Origin of the sequence: Streptomyces geranii, assembly GCF_002954775.1 — a bacterium.
GTDB classification, from domain to species: Bacteria; Actinomycetota; Actinomycetes; order Streptomycetales; family Streptomycetaceae; genus Streptomyces; species Streptomyces geranii.
In genome coordinates, this window is sequence record NZ_PJME01000007.1 from 154,564 (window position 1) to 170,337 (window position 15,774).

Consider the following 15,774-nt stretch of genomic DNA (forward strand, 5'->3'; position numbering starts at 1 on the left):
AAGGTGCGTTGGCTTACGGGCGTCGAAGGCCGCCGCCCGGTGTCGGTTGTCTGCCAGCGATGGAGGGGCCCGTGCTGCAGTGCCGTGTTCGGGTTTACGCACCGTCAGCCGCTTGATCTGCCGGGCCCGGCCGAGGACGCCTGCCGGGGCTCTCATGACCGCTTCCGCGGGGTGCGAGCGGGGCCGTGATTGTGCTTGGGCCGCATCCGGGTGCCCGCTTGGTGCAGAAGCCGGTAGACGGTGCCGACGGAGTAACTGCACTCCTCGGCCAGGTCCGGCACGGTGGCGCCGGCCTCGTACCGCGCGCGGAGGGAGAGCGCGAGCTTGTTTCGCCGTGCGGCGTTGGCTGCGGAGCGGATGTGGAGTGTCTGCTGGGTGGTGCGGGGCGTGCCCCCGGCCTCGATCAGCAGCCGCCGGGCGGCACGTCGCGTCACGGACCCTGCCACGGCCAACTCCGCGAGCGTGGCGCCCTGTTGCTCGTAGAGGCGGCGCAGACGAGCCGCGAGATTGCGGCGGGCTTGCCCGTCGCGCATTCTGCGCGTCTGCCACGAGGTGCGCATCACGGTGTCGGCCTCGCGCAGACGGTTGAGAACCGTGCCGTACGACAGGCCGCTCGCGGCGACGAGTTCGGTGACCGTGGTGCCTGACTCGTACTGCTCACGCAGGCCTTGAGGGGTGACCGATGTGCTCTCGGCATCGGCAGGTGGAGGTTGTGGGTTCACGCGGCGGAGTTCCATTCCCTGAGGGCTTCGGCGTGGGCAGCGGCCAGCTCGTCGTAACTGCGCTGGTCGGCAGGGGTGATGAGGATCAGTCGCCCGTCAGTAGCCAGACGCCAGTCGGCGGCGGGCCGACCGGTGACCGGGTCGAGGACGCTCCCGCCCGGGGTCTCCCACACGGACGGGACCTCATCGGGTCGCGGTGCCGGGACCAGGACCTGGCGCCCGTCGCGGACAATCACCGTGGCTTTGCTGCGATGTTCCGCGCGCCGGTCCAGCACCTCCCGGTACGTCGCCCGCTCGACCGCGTGCAGAGCCCTGCGCCGGGCCGCAACGCCCGCCGTGCCGTAGCACTGGGCGATGCCGTCCCAGCCCAGTGCCGGCCGTGTGCCCGGTGCCGTGGCGGCATCCAGAGGACTGTCGCCGAAGCCCTCCACAGCGCGGGGAGCGAGGGCCCAGGTCTCACCGTGGCGCCGCACGAGACCGTGGTCGGCCAGACGCCGCAAGGTCCGGTAGGCAGTGGCCCGGGATACGGAGGCGGTACCGACAAGATCGCTGACCGTCTGAGCGGGCCGGACGTGCAGCGCCCCGATGATCATGAGGGCGGAGCTGCCGAGGCCGCGGTGGGCGAAGGCGTCGTGGCCCATCAGGCGGGCGATGACGGTGGAGTCGATGTCGGCCGTCGTGGCCGTCTCAGGGGTGGTCCACTCCTCAAGTGCCAGGTCGGGGGGGTACTGAGTGGTCCAGAAACGAGACAGCGAATCGCAGCCACGACGGCTCCCGGTGCTGCCGTGGTCGAGGTACCAGGTGGAGCCCTCCCGGCCGTGACCGGCCCGCAGCCGACGCAGCCAGCCCCCAGGCTTGAGGACGGTCTCGTAGACCACGCGCAGCGTCGTCCGCGAGATCCCTGCTTCCTCCGCGGTCTGCCGCTCGCTGGCGTGGTGCAGCGGGCCACCGGCGGTCTCGGCGAAGTTCAGATGGGCCCGCAGCACCCGTAGCGCGGTCCGTCCCCGCTCGCCGCGCCAGGGCGTGGTCTCGATGCGGTCCCGCAGTGCGGCGAGAACCTCGTAGGCGTGGTGACGTGAGTCCAGCACTCGGGTTCCGGCGACCACGGCTGTCGCGCTGGCCCACACCCGGCGGATGTAGTCCAGGGCGCGTGCCTGCCCTGAGCGCAGGGCGATGTGCCGGGCGTGCCGGCCACCCTCGTGGTCGGGGTGCAGCAGCAGCTGGGTCAGCTCGTCGATGGTGCCGCCGGCGCGAGCGACGTGGCAGGCGATGGCCGCTGTGACGCGGTGTCCGTGCTCGGCCGCGCCCTTCCGATCCTGGCGTACGGCCACGGTGCGGCCGTCGGAGCCGAGTCTGCTGTAACTGCCTGTCGCGTACCGGCCGGTGAGATCCCCGAGCAGGACCAGTTCGGCCGCAGCCAGACGAAGGTGGTGAAGGCCCAGTCGGCCGAACGAGTGAGGGATCTGCCGCTGTGGTTCTGCCTGATGACTGTGGTGTGCCACGGTGAGGTCGTCTCGCAAGGACAAGGGCGCCACCCAGGCCCGCTAAAACCACGGGTGGTACCCGGAACCGACCTCCGATCGGTGCCAGCGATGCCTCCAGGATTGCCGTCCTGGAGGCATTCGTATGCCTGGCCCCGCTCTGGAGGCAGGCGTCCCCATCGCAACTCGACCAGGGCTAGATCGGCGAAGCAGCGAGGTCGCCGCTCCTGATCAACGCCAGTCAACTCGGGTCCCTCAGCGGCAAGTTGCAGAGGGATCGCCTCTGACTGCCTCTGAGCGACCCAGGTCGAACCGGGGTCGAATCAGAGCGTTTCCTCTGACTGCCTCCGATCGCCTCTGCAACCCGTCCTAGCAGGTCACAGCCGCTTCGGCCTCCATAAGTCCAGGTCAGAGGGGTGCGGTCGGATTACCACGAGTACACGGTCAAGACCCCCGGTTCCTCGACGCGCGGTGCCCGTCGCATCGTCACCGGTGAGGAGTACCAGGAGGACTACTACACGTCCGACCACTACGCGACGTTCGACCTGATCGACTACGGCTGCTGACACCGCCGCCGACACCTTCGCGCGCGCCACTCCCGGCGCCGCGTCCGAGTGAACAGCGCGACCCGCCGGAAGTCCGGGTCCCGGCCGAACCCCACGTCGGCCCGACCGGACCCCACTTCGGTCACCCGGACTTCCGGCTCTCCGCGGCGGCGAACAGCGCGAACGACAGTACGAGCAGTGCCGCGCTCGCGTAGATCTCGTGGCCGTCGAGGAAGCCGAGCCGCTGTACGAGGCCCCAGTGCAGGTCGGTGAACTCGTGCAGCAGGCCCGCGACGCCCTGCACCAGGGCGATGAAACCGATGATCTCCAGCAACTGCTTCATGCCAGGATCCTCGCCCCGCGGACCCCCCACTTCCATCGGCCGCGGGGCGAGGCCCGTCCCTCCGAAGTCTCCGGTCACCGCCCGCCCCGGCGACGAAAGTCTGCGACCGCGCGACTTTGGTCGACGATCACGACTCGGCGGGGGTGGCCCGGGCCGGGAGTGCGTAGATTTGTCGACTGTGAGTGGTGACAGGCCGACATCCGTTCCCGAGGCCCCGGCGGCGTTCCCGGGGCGGCGATGGCTCTTCCCGTCGGCCGTGCTCGACGAACTCGACCCCGCCCCCGGTTCCGCCGCCCGTCCCGGCTCCGCCCGCGCGCGGGACGGTCGTTTCGGGCGGTTCCGCGCGTCCGTGCGGCCCCGGCGCACCGCACGCGACTGGGTCGTCGACTTCACCTGCTTCCTGCTGGCCGTCCTCATCGGCGTACTGGGCGCGGACGCCCTGGCCGGCGACCCGAACACCCCGCACGCCCTCGCCGTCGTCGACCAGTGGGTCGGCGCCCTCGCCTGCGCCGCCGTCTGGCTGCGGCGACGCTGGCCGCTCGGCCTCGCCGTCGCGATGCTCGCGGTCAGCCTGGTGTCGAGCACCGCGGGCGGCGCGGGCCTGGTCGCCCTCTTCTCCCTCGCCGTGCACCGGCCCTTCCGCTACGTCGGCCTGGTCGCCGCAGCCTCCGTCGCCGTGGTCCCGTTCTTCTACTGGGTGCGCCCCGACCCCGACCTGCCCTACGTCGTCTCGGTGATCCTCAGCGTCCTGCTGACCGCGACCGCCGTGGGCTGGGGCATGTTCGTACGGTCCAAGCGGCAGCTCATGCTGAGCCTGCGGGACCGGCTGCGGCGGGCCGAGACGGAGGCGGCGCTGCGGGCCGAGCAGGCACAGCGGCTGGCCCGTGAGGCCATCGCGCGCGAGATGCACGACGTACTCGCCCATCGGCTCACCCTGCTGAGCGTCCACGCGGGCGCCCTGGAGTTCCGGCCCGACGCGCCCCACGAGGAGGTCGCGCGGGCCGCCGGGGTCATCCGGGAGAGCGCCCACGAGGCACTCCAGGACCTGCGCGAGATCATCGGCGTCCTGCGCGCGGGCGACGCGGAGGAGGCGGGGCGCCCGCAGCCGACGCTGGCCGCGCTCGACACCCTGGTGACCGAATCCCGCGAGGCCGGCATGAAGATCGTGCTGGACAGCCGTGTGACGGCCCCGGCGGCCGTCCCCGCCTCCATCGGCCGCACCGCCTACCGGATCGTCCAGGAGGCCCTCACGAACGCCCGCAAGCACGCCCCGGGCGCCGAGGTCACGGTGTCCCTCGCGGGCGCCCCGGGCGACGGCCTGACCGTCTCCGTACGCAATCCGGCGCCCCCGGGGGAGGTCCCGCACGTCCCCGGCTCCGGCCAGGGCCTCATCGGCCTGACCGAGCGCGCGACGCTGGCGGGCGGCCGGCTGCGGCACGGCGCGGCGGCGGACGGGGGCTTCGCCGTACAGGCTCTGCTGCCGTGGGCCGCCTGACGCGCGCCTTCTTTAAAGAAGACGCGCGCCCTTCCTTACTGAATGCGCGCGGCCTTCGTTCGGGAGAAACACGCGGCCTTCGTTCGGGAGAAATCGGGAGAAAGGGGCCGCGTTCAGCCGCGCAGCGTCCGCGGTACCACCCGCCGTCCCGCCTCCCCATAAACCCAGGGCGAGGTCTCCTCGATGTACTCGCTCGGGAAGCCCGGCCGGAAGCCGGTCGTCTCGTCCAGTTTGACCACCAGCGACTCCGGGAGCGTCAGTTCGGCCGCGCCGAGGTTGTCCATGAGCTGCTCCACCCGGCGCGCGCCCAGGATCGGGTGCACGGCGGGGGAGTGCGCCATGGTCCACGCGATGGCCACCTGCGCCGGGGACGCGCCGAGTTCGTCCGCGACCGACTGCACGGCCCGCGCGACCGTGTGCTCGCGCTCGCCGATCGTGTCCGCGGACAGCCGGGCCGACTCGTCGGGAGCGAGGCCACGCGCGCGTGTGTACTTGCCGGACAGAATGCCGTTGTGCAGCGGACTCCAGGCCGCCACCGACATCCCGAACGCCTCGGCCATCGGCAGCAGTTCGCGCTCGATGTCCCGGTTCAGCAGGCTGTACGGCACCTGCAGCGCCGCGAACTGCGACCAACCCCGCCACTCCGCCAGGGTGTTGGCCCGGGACACCACCCACGCGGGCGCGTCCGAGATGCCGACGTACAGCACCTTCCCGGCGCGCACGGCGTCGTCGAGGGCGCGCATGGTCTCCTCGACGGGCGTGGCGCGGTCCCAGATGTGCACCCAGTAGATGTCGACGTAGTCGGTGCCGAGCCGGCGCAGGCTCGTCTCCAGGGACAGGGTGAGGTTCTTGCGGTGGTTGCCCGCGGCGTTGGGGTCGGAGCCGTCGCGCGAGATCGTGTACTTCGTGGACAGCACGAGCCGGTCGCGCCGTCTGCCCAGGAGTTCCCCCAGGATCGTCTCGCTCGCACCACCGCGGTAGTTGATCGCGGTGTCGACGACATTGCCGCCCGCGGCCTCGTACGCGTCGAGGATGCGCGCGCACTCCTCCTTGGGCGCCCCCACCCCGCCCTGCTCGCCGAAGGTCATGGCGCCCAGGAACAGCTCGGAGACGCGCAGGCCGGTCCGGCCCAGCAGTCGGTAACGCACGAAGTACCCCTCACTCCACGGGTGTTCAGGTCGGCAATGTAGCCGCGCTCCGCCCGTGTCCGTCCCGGCGCCGCACAACCGTGATTACGTAGGACCATGACCGTGATCAGACTGCTCCTCGTCGACGACGATCCCCTGGTACGGGCGGGCCTGTCCTTCATGATGGGCGGTGCCGACGACATCGAGATCGTCGGCGAGGCGGCCGACGGCAGCGAGGTCGAGGCGCTCGTCGGCCGTACCGGGCCCGATGTCGTGCTCATGGACATCCGGATGCCGACGATGGACGGCCTCGCCGCCACCGAACGCCTCCGCGCCCTCAAGGACGCCCCGCAGGTCGTGGTCCTCACCACCTTCCACGCCGACGACCAGGTACTGCGCGCCCTGCGCGCGGGCGCCGCCGGTTTCGTCCTCAAGGACACCCCGCCCGCTGAGATCCTGGCGGCGGTACGCCGTGTCGCGGCCGGCGAGCCCGCCCTGTCGCCCGCGGTGACCCGCCAGTTGATGGCCCATGCGGCGGGCGGCACGGCCGACACCCGGCGGGCGGGCGCCCGGGAGCGGATCGGCGCACTCAACGACCGGGAACGCGAGGTCGCCGTCTCCGTCGGCCAGGGCCACTCGAACGCCGAGACCGCCGCCGCCCTGTTCATGAGCGTCGCCACCGTGAAGACCCACGTCTCCCGCATCCTCGCCAAACTCGACCTCAACAACCGAGTGCAGATCGCCCTGTTGGCGTACGACGCCGGACTCCTGGAAGAGAACGGGCAGGACGGGCACTAGCCGGCCGGCTCGCGCGTTCTGATGGCAACGGGGAGGGCCGGGGCCCGGGAGCGCGGACCGGTCTGTGAGGGCGGCTGTCGGGGGGATCGTCGTGGGGGAAGCGGAAGTACTCGATCTGGGGGAGTTCGGCGACGGGTTCAGGACGGACCCGCATCCGGTGTACGCACGCCTGCGCGCCCGGGGCCCCGTGCACCGCGTCCGGCTGCCGGGCCGGGACGCGAACCATGTGACCTGGCTCGTCGTCGGCCACGAGGAGGCGCGGGCGGCACTCGCCGACCCCCGGCTCGCCAAGGACCCGACCAGGATCGGGATGCGGTTCATGGCCGAGGAGCTGATCGGCAAGTACCTCCTCGCCACCGACCCGCCCCAGCACACCCGGCTGCGCGCCCTGGTCACCCGCGCCTTCACCGCACGCCGCGTGGAGACGCTGCGACCGCGTATCCAGGAGATCACCGACGAACTCCTCGACGCGATGATCCCGGACGGCCGGGCCGACCTGGTGGAGTCGTTCGCGTACCCGCTGCCCCTCACGGTGATCTGCGAACTGCTGGGCGTCCCCGAGATCGACCGTACGGCTTTCCGGAAGCTGTCCTCGGAAGCGGTCGCGCCCACGAGCGCGGAGAGCGGTTACGAGGCGTTCGCGCGGCTCGCCGAGTACCTCACCGAACTGATCGAGGACAAGAGGTGCGCAGGCCCGAGCGGCGACCTGCTCAGCGACCTGATCCGGACCACCGCCGAGGACGGCGACCGACTGTCCCCCGACGAACTGCGCGGCATGGCGTTCGTCCTGCTGATCGCGGGCCACGAGACGACCGTCAACCTCATCACCAGCGGCGTCCACGCCCTGCTCACCCACCCCGCCCAACTGGCCGAACTGCGCGCCGACATGACCCTCCTGGACGGCGCGGTGGAGGAGATGCTGCGCTACGAGGGGCCGGTGGAGAACGCGACGTTCCGTTTCGCCGCCGAGCCCCTGGAGATAGGCGGCACGGTGGTGGGGAAGGGCGAGCCGGTGATGATCGGCCTGACGGCGGCCGACCGCGACGGAACCCGATACCCGTCCCCCGACCGCTTCGACATCCACCGCGACACCCGTGGCCACCTGGCCTTCGGCCACGGCCTCCACTACTGCCTGGGCGCCCCCTTGGCCCGCCTGGAAGCACGCACGGCGATACGCACCCTGCTGCACCGGGCCCCGGCTCTGACCCTGGCGGGCCCGCCGGGCGACTGGCTTCCGGGGATGTTGATGCGGGGGGTGCGGAGCTTGCCGGTGCGTTGGTAGGGGGGGTTGGGCGCGGGTGCGGGTATTTGGCGGGTTCGGTGCGCGCGGGGAGCGGTGTGGTCCGGTCGGGGAGGTGGCTCTCCGGTGCGGTGGTGCGCTGACAGCCGTCCGATCTGGGCGCACCGGCGCCCGGCCGATCTGGTCGTGCGGCAACCGTCCGGTTCGGTGGCGCCGGCGACCGGCCGTGCCAGTGTGCCGATAGGCCCCGCGGTCTGGTTCGGTCGTGCCGGCAACCATTCGTACGGGTGCGCGATAGCTGTCCGGTCCGGTCGAGTGAGCAACGGTCCCTGCCGCTACGCCGACTGGCCACCCCGTCCGATCGTGTCAGCGGCCCTCAGCTCCGGCGGTTCGGCAACTGCGCATCGCGGTGCGCCGCGACGGCAGCCGTCCGCTCCGCTGCCCTGGCGTCAGCAGCAGTCACGTCGCCCGCTGCGGTGCGCCGGTGAGCGCCCGCTCCCGTGCCGCCGACAAGGGTCCGCTCCAGTGCCGGCACCAACCCTCAGCTCCGCTGGGGCGGCAACCGCGCATCGCCGTGCGGCGCGACGGCGACTGTCTGTTCCGGTCTGCCGACGGCTACCCGCTCCCTGCCGTCAGCGCTCGCCTCACCCGGCGCGGTGTGCCGATGAGCGTCCGCTCCCATGGCCACTGGCCCCGACAACCGCCTGCTCCTGCGGCACAGGCAACCGCCCGCTCCGGCGCCCCGCCAGCCCTCCAGCCCCGTAGCACTGTCAACCGCCCGCTCCGGTGCGCCGACAATCGTCCGCCCCATGGCACAAGCAACCGCTTGCTCCAGCTCGGCCACAACCGCCCCCGCCCCGTAGCGCCAGCAATCGCCCCCCGACGAGGCAGTAACCGACTCTCTCCCCCCCCGTGGCGCCAGCCCCTCCCATCCACATCCACGCCGGAAACCCTCACCCGGCCCGAGGGAGTCACAGCCGCCCTCCCCCGAATCACACCCCCACCCTCAGTCCCACCCTCCCGGAATCTCCGCGAGGTGCACCGGTCTGCGGTCCCGGCGGGACAGTTCGCAGGCCTCGGCGACGCGGAGGGCCTGGAGGGCCTCGCGGCCGTCGCAGGGGTTGGCGCGCTCGCCTCGGACCACCTCCACGAACGCCGACAGCTCGGCCTCGTAGGCGGGGCCGAAGCGCTCCAGGAAGCCGGTCCAGGGCTTGCTCGCGGCCGGTGGTCCGGCCGGTTCCGTTGACGCGATCGGCGTGCGGTCGTCCAGGCCCACGCCGACCTGGTCCAGTTCGCCCGCCAGCTCCATGCGGACGTCGTACCCCGCGCCGTTCATCCGGGTCGCCGTCGCCGTGGCGAGCGTGCCGTCGTCCAGGGTGAGTACCGCCGCGGCCGTGCCGATGTCGCCCGCGTCGCGGAACATCGACGGTCCGGCGTCCGAGCCGGTCGCGTACACCTCGACGATCTCGTGGCCCGTCACCCAGCGCAGGATGTCGAAGTCGTGGATCAGGGTGTCCCGGTACAGCCCGCCGGACAGCGGCAGGTACTCCGGCGGGGGCGGGGTCTGGTCGGACGTCATCATGCGGACGGTGTGCAGGCGGCCGAGCTTCCCGGAGCGCACCGCGTCCCGGGCGCCCGTGTAGCCGACGTCGAAGCGGCGCTGGAAGCCCATCTGAAGGATCGTTCCCGCCGCTTCCACCTCGGCGATGGCGGCCAAGGTCGCAGGCAGATCGAGCGCTATGGGCTTCTCGCAGAACACCGGGAGACCCGATCGTGCTGCCCGACCGATCAGTTCGGCGTGGGCCGAGGTCGCCGCCGTGATCACCACCGCGTCCACGCCCCAGGTGAAGATCTCGTCGACACCCGGTGCGGCCGTCGCTCCTAAGCGGTGTGCCAGATCCTGTGCCCGCCCGCTGTCCGCGTCCGTGACGATGAGTGAGCCCCCTACCTCGCGGTGGCGGCTGAGGGTGTTCGCGTGGAATGTACCGATGCGGCCCGTCCCGATGACTCCGATGCGCATGAGAACCAAACTGGGGTCCGACCAGGCACGCTGTCAATGCGTATGTCCGGACAATCGAACTACACAACTTCCCGTCAACAATCCCCGCAGCTACGCTCGGCCCGTGCCGAAACCAGATGTGGACCCGACAGTGCCGCTGGAACTCAGCGTGGACCGGAGCAGCCCGGTACCCCTCTACTTCCAGCTGTCCCAGCAGCTCGAAGCCGCGATCGAGCACGGAGCGCTCACCCCCGGCAGCCTGCTGGGCAACGAGATAGAGCTGGCCGGACGGCTCGGCCTGTCCCGCCCCACGGTGCGCCAGGCCATCCAGTCCCTCGTGGACAAAGGCCTGCTCGTACGCCGCCGGGGCGTCGGTACGCAGGTCGTGCACAGCCAGGTCAAGCGCCCGCTGGAACTGAGCAGCCTGTACGACGACCTGGAGGCGGCGGGCCAGCGCCCCGCGACCAAGGTCATCGTCAACACGGTCGTACAGGCCTCCGCGGAGGTCGCCGCCGCCCTCAACGTGGCCGAGGACAGCGACGTACACCGCGTGGAACGGCTCCGGCTGTCCCACGGCGAGCCGATGGCGTACCTCTGCAACTACCTCCCGCCCGGCCTGTTCGAACTGAACACCGACCAGTTGGAGGCCACCGGTCTCTACCGTCTGATGCGCGCCGCCGGAATCACCCTCCACAGCGCCCGCCAGTCGATCGGCGCGCGAGGCGCCACCGCGGAGGAGGCCGAACGCCTCACCGAACGCGAGGGCGCCCCCCTCCTCACCATGCAGCGCACCACCTTCGACGACACGGGCAGAGCGGTCGAGTTCGGCACCCACACCTACCGCCCCACCCGCTATTCGTTCGAGTTCCAGCTACTGGTACGCCCCTAGGGGGAAGGGGCGCAGCCCCCTTCCCCCTAGGGGCGCGGGGAACTGCGCGAGCAACCACGACGAAACCCGCACCCGGCAAAACACCCGCACCGCTCCATTGCTCCCCGCGAGGGCACCCACCTTGCCGGTGAGGCAGAATCACTCCCGATGAGCAGCTACCGCGACCTCGCACTCCCCAGGGCACTGGCCGGCTCCGCCCGAGAAGGCAGCGCCCCCATCGGCTCCCGCCGGGCCCCGGCCCTGCGTACCGTCGGCACGCGTGAGCGCCGTTCGCACCTCACGGCCCCCCGCGTGCCCACCGTGGGCATCGACATCGGCGGCACGAAGGTGATGGCGGGAGTCGTCGACGCCGACGGCAACATCCTGGAGAAGCTCCGCACCGAGACGCCGGACAAGTCCAAGAGCCCCAAGGTCGTCGAGGACACCATCACCGAGCTGGTCCTCGACCTCTCCGACCGGCACGACGTGCACGCCGTCGGCATCGGCGCGGCCGGCTGGGTCGACGCCGACCGCAACCGCGTCCTGTTCGCCCCCCACCTGTCCTGGCGCAACGAGCCCCTGCGCGACCGCCTCGCCGGCCGCCTCGCGGTCCCCGTACTGGTCGACAACGACGCCAACGCCGCCGCCTGGGCCGAGTGGCGCTTCGGCGCGGGGCGCGGCGAGGACCACCTCGTCATGATCACGCTCGGCACCGGCATCGGCGGCGCGATCCTGGAGGACGGGCAGGTCAAGCGCGGCAAGTTCGGCGTCGCGGGCGAGTTCGGCCATATGCAGGTCGTGCCCGGCGGCCACCGCTGCCCGTGCGGCAACCGCGGCTGCTGGGAGCAGTACAGCTCGGGGAACGCGCTGGTCAGAGAGGCCCGCGAACTCGCGGCGGCCGACTCCCCGGTGGCGTACGGGATCATCGAGCACGTCAAGGGCAACATCGCCGAGATCACCGGTCCGATGATCACCGAGCTGGCCCGCGAGGGCGACGCGATGTGCATCGAGCTGCTCCAGGACATCGGCCAGTGGCTCGGCGTCGGCATCGCCAACCTCGCCGCCGCCCTGGACCCCTCCTGCTTCGTCATCGGCGGCGGTGTCTCCGCGGCCGACGACCTGCTGATCGGCCCCGCGCGGGACGCCTTCCGCCGCCAGCTGACCGGCCGCGGCTACCGCCCCGAGGCCCGCATCGCCCGCGCCCAGCTCGGCCCCGAGGCCGGTATGGTGGGCGCCGCCGACCTCGCCCGCCTCGTCGCCCGCCGCTTCCGGCGCGCGAACCGGCGGCGCGTCGAGCGGTACGAGCGCTACGAGAAGTTCGTCGAGACCCGCCGCACCTCCCAGGGGCCGCTGTGACCGCCTCCCTGCCCCGCCAGGCCATGGCCCCGGACGAGCCGCCCGGGCCGCCCGAGGACCGCGGGCACATGATCCGCCGCCGCGCCCTGACGCTGCTGATCATCGTGCTGCTCATCGGCGTCCCGGCCGGCTATCTGGTGATCTCCGCCAACCAGAGCCGCGACAGCGGCAAGGACAAGGAACGCAAGTGGGCGGCGCGCGGCCTCACCGAGGCCTGGCCCTCGAAGGTCCAGCGCCACATCTACGAGGTCCCCGTCCCGCGCCAGGCCGACGGCAAGGGGATCCTGTCGACGAAGGTCGCGTACTACGAGACGAACAACTGGCGCACCAGCCGTCTGTACGTCCAGTTCATGACCACGAACGCGGGCCTGGACTACTTCTTCAAGGCCATGGGCGTACCCCGCTCCGACCTGAAGAAGGACAAGTTCACCATCAGCGCCCGCGACCAGAAGATCGTCGGCTGGGAGTTCAAGGAACCGGGCGCCTGGTGGGGAATCGCCCACCAGCAGAAGAACCCGGCGCCCACCCAGCACATCGTCGTGAAGTGGTCGCATCCCAACCACTACATGGTCTACGTCGTCTCGCGCACGACCCCCTGAGCCCGTCGCCGGACTCGATTGTCAGACCCCGCCCGTAGAGTCGAAGACGTCCGATCCGACGGACACGACACGAGGGCGGGAGGTGACGTACACATGAGCGACGAGGCGTCGACGACAGCGGTGGCGGACGTGTCCGTGCGCCTCGCGGCCGTCTTCCTCCCCGCCCCGCTCCCGCGCGAGGGCCGCATCGCCTTCTGGGACCCGCAGGGGGACGTCACCCTGCCTGAGCACCAGCTCACGGAACTGACGGACCTGACGGTCGTACGACGGCACGGCGCCGGAGTCCGCCGCCGCACCACCCCGGCGCTGACGCTGCCCGTGGAGGCGGCCCTGCCGCTGCTCGTGCGGGCCCGCCGCGACCCCGCCGCCCATCCCGCCACGGCCTGCTGGGGCGCCGCCGCGCTGTACGCCCTGCGGCTCACCGCCCGGGGCCGCCTGCTGCCCGGCCTCACCCCCGCGGGCCACGACGCCTGGCGCGCGGGCCCGCTGGAGCCCGCCGACATCGCCCACCTCAGGGCCATCGCCGCCGCCCTGCCGTACGAGGGCCACGCGGTGCCCCTCCCCGGCTCCGGCCCCCTCCTGCTGCCCGAGCCGGAAGCCTTGGTACGCGCCTTCCTGGACGCCGTCGCGGACACCCTCCCGCGCACCCCGGCGGCCCCTTACGCGGCTGGGCTGCCCTTCGCCGCACGCGCGGCCCAGCGCCTCCCTGACGCCCACGACTGGGCGGCGGAGGTCGCCGCAGGGATGGACGCGGGCGTACGGATCTCGCTCCGCCTCGACCTGTCGGCGTACGAGCTGTTCGACGACCCCGACCGGGTTCGCAGCGCGGGCGCGGCGATCGTCCAGGTGCACAGCCTCGCCGACCCCACCCTCGTCACCGACGCGGCGACCCTGTGGGCGGGTGCCGCGGACGCGGCCTTCGGGACACGCGCACGCGTGGACGCCGCCCTCGCGGTGCGCCGCGCGGCCCGCGTCTGGCCCCCGCTCGACCGCCTGACCGAGCAGGACACACCGGACGTACTGGCACTCTCCGAGGAGGAGTTGTACGACCTGCTGGGCATGGCCGCGACCAGGCTCGGCGCCGCCGGAGTCGCCGTCCACTGGCCCCGGGACCTCGCCCAGGACCTCACCGTCCAGGCGGTCGTACGCCCGGCGCCCGGCTCGGCGAAGGACGGCACCGGGTTCTTCGAGAGCGAGAAACTCCTTCAGTTCCGCTGGCAGTTGGCGCTCGGCGGAGACCCGCTCACCGAGGCCGAGATGGACCTCCTGGCCGAGGCCCACCGCCCCGTCGTACGCCTCAAGGACCAGTGGGTGCTCGTCGACCCGGCCCTCGTCCGCAAGGCACGCAAGCGCGAACTGGGCCTGCTCGACCCGGTGGACGCGCTCTCCGCCGCGCTCACCGGCGAGGTGGAGGTCGACGGCGAGACGGTCGAGGCCGTCCCGGTCGGCGCATTGGCGGCCCTTCGCGACCGCCTCACGGCGGGCATCACGCCCGTGGAGCCGCCCCCGGGCCTCCAGGCACAGCTCCGCGACTACCAACTCCGGGGACTGGCCTGGCTGGACCTCATGACCTCCCTCGGCCTCGGCGGCTGCCTCGCCGACGACATGGGACTCGGCAAGACGATCACCCTCATCGCCCTCCACCTCCGCCGGGCCCGCAGCGAGCCGACGCTCGTGGTCTGCCCGGCCTCCCTGCTGGGCAACTGGCAGCGCGAGATCACCAAGTTCGCGCCCGGCGTCCCCGTCCGCCGCTACCACGGCCCCGACCGCACCCTGGAGGACATGACGGGCGGCTTCGTCCTCACGACGTACGGCACCATGCGGTCGACGGCGCCCCGGCTCGCCGAGCAGCCCTGGGGCATGGTCGTCGCCGACGAGGCACAGCACGTCAAGAACCCCTACTCGGCGACCGCGAAGGCACTGCGCACGATCCCGGCCCCCGCGCGCGTGGCGCTCACCGGCACCCCCGTGGAGAACAACCTCTCCGAACTCTGGGCCCTCCTCGACTGGACCACCCCCGGTCTCCTGGGCCCCCTGAAGTCCTTCCGTGCCCGGCACGCGCGCGCGGTGGAGACCGGCGAGGACGAGGAGGCGGTCGCCAGGCTCGCCCGCCTGGTCCGCCCGTTCCTGCTGCGCCGCAAGAAGTCCGACCCGGGCATCGTCCCGGAACTGCCCCCGAAGACGGAGACCGACCACCCGGTCCCGCTGACCCGCGAACAGGCCGCGCTGTACGAGGCGGTGGTGCGCGAGTCGATGCTCGTCATCGAGACGACGGACGGCATCGCGCGCCGGGGCCTGGTGCTGAAGCTGCTGACCTCCCTCAAACAGATCTGCGACCACCCCGCGCTGTATCTGAAGGAGGACGCGCCGCCACCCGCCGCGAGCGACCGGATGGCGGCCCGCTCCGGCAAACTCGCCCTGCTGGACGAGCTGCTGGACACCCTGCTGGCCGAGGACGGCTCGGCCCTGGTCTTCACGCAGTACGTGGGAATGGCCCGGCTGATCGCCTCCCACCTCGCGGCCCGCGCGGTCCCGGCGGAACTGCTCCACGGCGGCACCCCGGTCCCGGAACGGGAACGGATGGTGGACCGCTTCCAGGCCGGTACGACCCCGATCCTGATCCTCTCCCTGAAGGCGGCGGGCACGGGCCTGAACCTCACCCGCGCGGGCCATGTCATCCACTTCGACCGCTGGTGGAACCCGGCGGTCGAGGAACAGGCCACGGACCGCGCGTACCGCATCGGCCAGACCCAGCCGGTCCAGGTGCACCGCCTGATCACGGAGGGCACGGTCGAGGACCGCATCGCGGAGATGCTGGAGGCCAAGCGGGCCCTGGCGGACGCGATCCTCAGCTCCGGCGAAGCGTCACTGACGGAACTGACGGACCGGGCCCTGTCCGACCTGGTCTCGCTGCGGAGGGCGGTGTGATGGCGACGGAGGAGGAGCGGGAGGAAGAGCGGGCCCCGGTGGGGGAGGAGCCGGTGCTGGGCGGGCGTCCCGTGCCGGACGAGCCCGGGCGCTCGCTGCCCGAGGGGTCCGCGCAGCAGTCTCCCCTCGACGAGCCCGGCCGGGAGCGGCCGGCCGACGCGGCCCGAAGGGCCCTGCGGGCAGCTCGGGAGCGGGCCGGTCAGGGGCCGGGGCCCGCTGCGGCGCAGGGTACGACGCCGGGAGCGGGGTCCCTGCGGGGCGTGGGACGCGTAG

12 protein-coding genes and 1 pseudogene are annotated in these 15,774 nt (G+C 72.1%); 8 read left to right on the forward strand and 5 right to left on the reverse strand.

From position 1 onward, the window contains the following. Positions 1-152: 152 nt before the first annotated feature. Both CW359_RS12910 and CW359_RS12915 read right to left on the reverse strand, forming a co-directional pair. Positions 153-737, reverse strand: coding sequence for a helix-turn-helix domain-containing protein (locus CW359_RS12910; RefSeq protein WP_105970037.1), 585 nt, complete (start codon positions 735-737; stop codon positions 153-155). Further along, positions 719-2,224 (reverse strand): helix-turn-helix domain-containing protein, encoded by a 1,506-nt coding sequence (locus tag CW359_RS12915; protein WP_232838373.1) that lies wholly within the window; start codon positions 2,222-2,224, stop codon positions 719-721. Before CW359_RS12915 ends, CW359_RS12910 begins: the two co-directional genes overlap by 19 nt. A gap of 407 nt (positions 2,225-2,631) precedes the next feature. Here CW359_RS12915 and CW359_RS12920 point away from each other — a divergent pair. Then, a pseudogene (locus CW359_RS12920) lies at positions 2,632-2,769 on the forward strand (ribonuclease domain-containing protein); the annotation flags it as partial. A gap of 121 nt (positions 2,770-2,890) precedes the next feature. On the opposite strand, the gene CW359_RS12925 reads toward CW359_RS12920, so the two are convergent. Continuing rightward, complete coding sequence (locus CW359_RS12925; protein WP_105970038.1) at positions 2,891-3,091, reverse strand: hypothetical protein; 201 nt, start codon at positions 3,089-3,091, stop codon at positions 2,891-2,893. A 178-nt stretch (positions 3,092-3,269) separates the two neighbouring features. On the opposite strand from CW359_RS12925, the gene CW359_RS12930 reads away from it, so the two are divergent. Continuing rightward, entirely contained in the window at positions 3,270-4,586 is a 1,317-nt protein-coding gene (locus CW359_RS12930; protein ID WP_198655198.1) for a sensor histidine kinase, read from the forward strand. Between the two features lie 113 nt (positions 4,587-4,699). Here CW359_RS12930 and CW359_RS12935 read toward each other — a convergent pair whose 3' ends face one another. After that, positions 4,700-5,734 (reverse strand): aldo/keto reductase, encoded by a 1,035-nt coding sequence (locus CW359_RS12935; RefSeq protein ID WP_105970040.1) that lies wholly within the window; start codon positions 5,732-5,734, stop codon positions 4,700-4,702. A gap of 96 nt (positions 5,735-5,830) precedes the next feature. On the opposite strand from CW359_RS12935, the gene CW359_RS12940 reads away from it, so the two are divergent. Together CW359_RS12940 and CW359_RS12945 are read left to right on the forward strand one after the other, a co-directional pair. After that, the gene (locus CW359_RS12940) at positions 5,831-6,511 is read left to right on the forward strand and encodes a response regulator transcription factor (protein WP_198655199.1); all 681 of its coding nucleotides are present in this window, start codon (positions 5,831-5,833) and stop codon (positions 6,509-6,511) included. 91 nt (positions 6,512-6,602) lie between these two features. After that, positions 6,603-7,793 (forward strand): cytochrome P450 family protein, encoded by a 1,191-nt coding sequence (locus CW359_RS12945; protein WP_105970041.1) that lies wholly within the window; start codon positions 6,603-6,605, stop codon positions 7,791-7,793. A gap of 964 nt (positions 7,794-8,757) precedes the next feature. Here CW359_RS12945 and CW359_RS12950 read toward each other — a convergent pair. Next, positions 8,758-9,771, reverse strand: a complete 1,014-nt coding sequence (locus CW359_RS12950) for a Gfo/Idh/MocA family protein (protein ID WP_105970042.1) — start codon at positions 9,769-9,771, stop codon at positions 8,758-8,760. Positions 9,772-9,901: 130 nt separating this feature from the next. On the opposite strand from CW359_RS12950, the gene CW359_RS12955 reads away from it, so the two are divergent. The 4 genes from CW359_RS12955 (at position 9,902) to CW359_RS12970 (ending at position 15,501) form a co-directional block, all read left to right on the forward strand. Continuing rightward, positions 9,902-10,639, forward strand: coding sequence for a GntR family transcriptional regulator (locus CW359_RS12955; protein ID WP_105970043.1), 738 nt, complete (start codon positions 9,902-9,904; stop codon positions 10,637-10,639). A gap of 147 nt (positions 10,640-10,786) precedes the next feature. Further along, entirely contained in the window at positions 10,787-11,974 is a 1,188-nt protein-coding gene (locus tag CW359_RS12960) for an ROK family glucokinase (RefSeq protein ID WP_105970044.1), read from the forward strand. Next, positions 11,971-12,573, forward strand: a complete 603-nt coding sequence (locus CW359_RS12965) for a sugar kinase (RefSeq protein WP_105970045.1) — start codon at positions 11,971-11,973, stop codon at positions 12,571-12,573. Before CW359_RS12960 ends, CW359_RS12965 begins: the two co-directional genes overlap by 4 nt. Positions 12,574-12,666: 93 nt before the next feature. Then, a complete protein-coding gene (locus CW359_RS12970; RefSeq protein WP_105970046.1) occupies positions 12,667-15,501 on the forward strand; it encodes a DEAD/DEAH box helicase in 2,835 nt (944 codons plus the stop codon). The last annotated feature ends 273 nt before the right edge of the window (positions 15,502-15,774 follow it).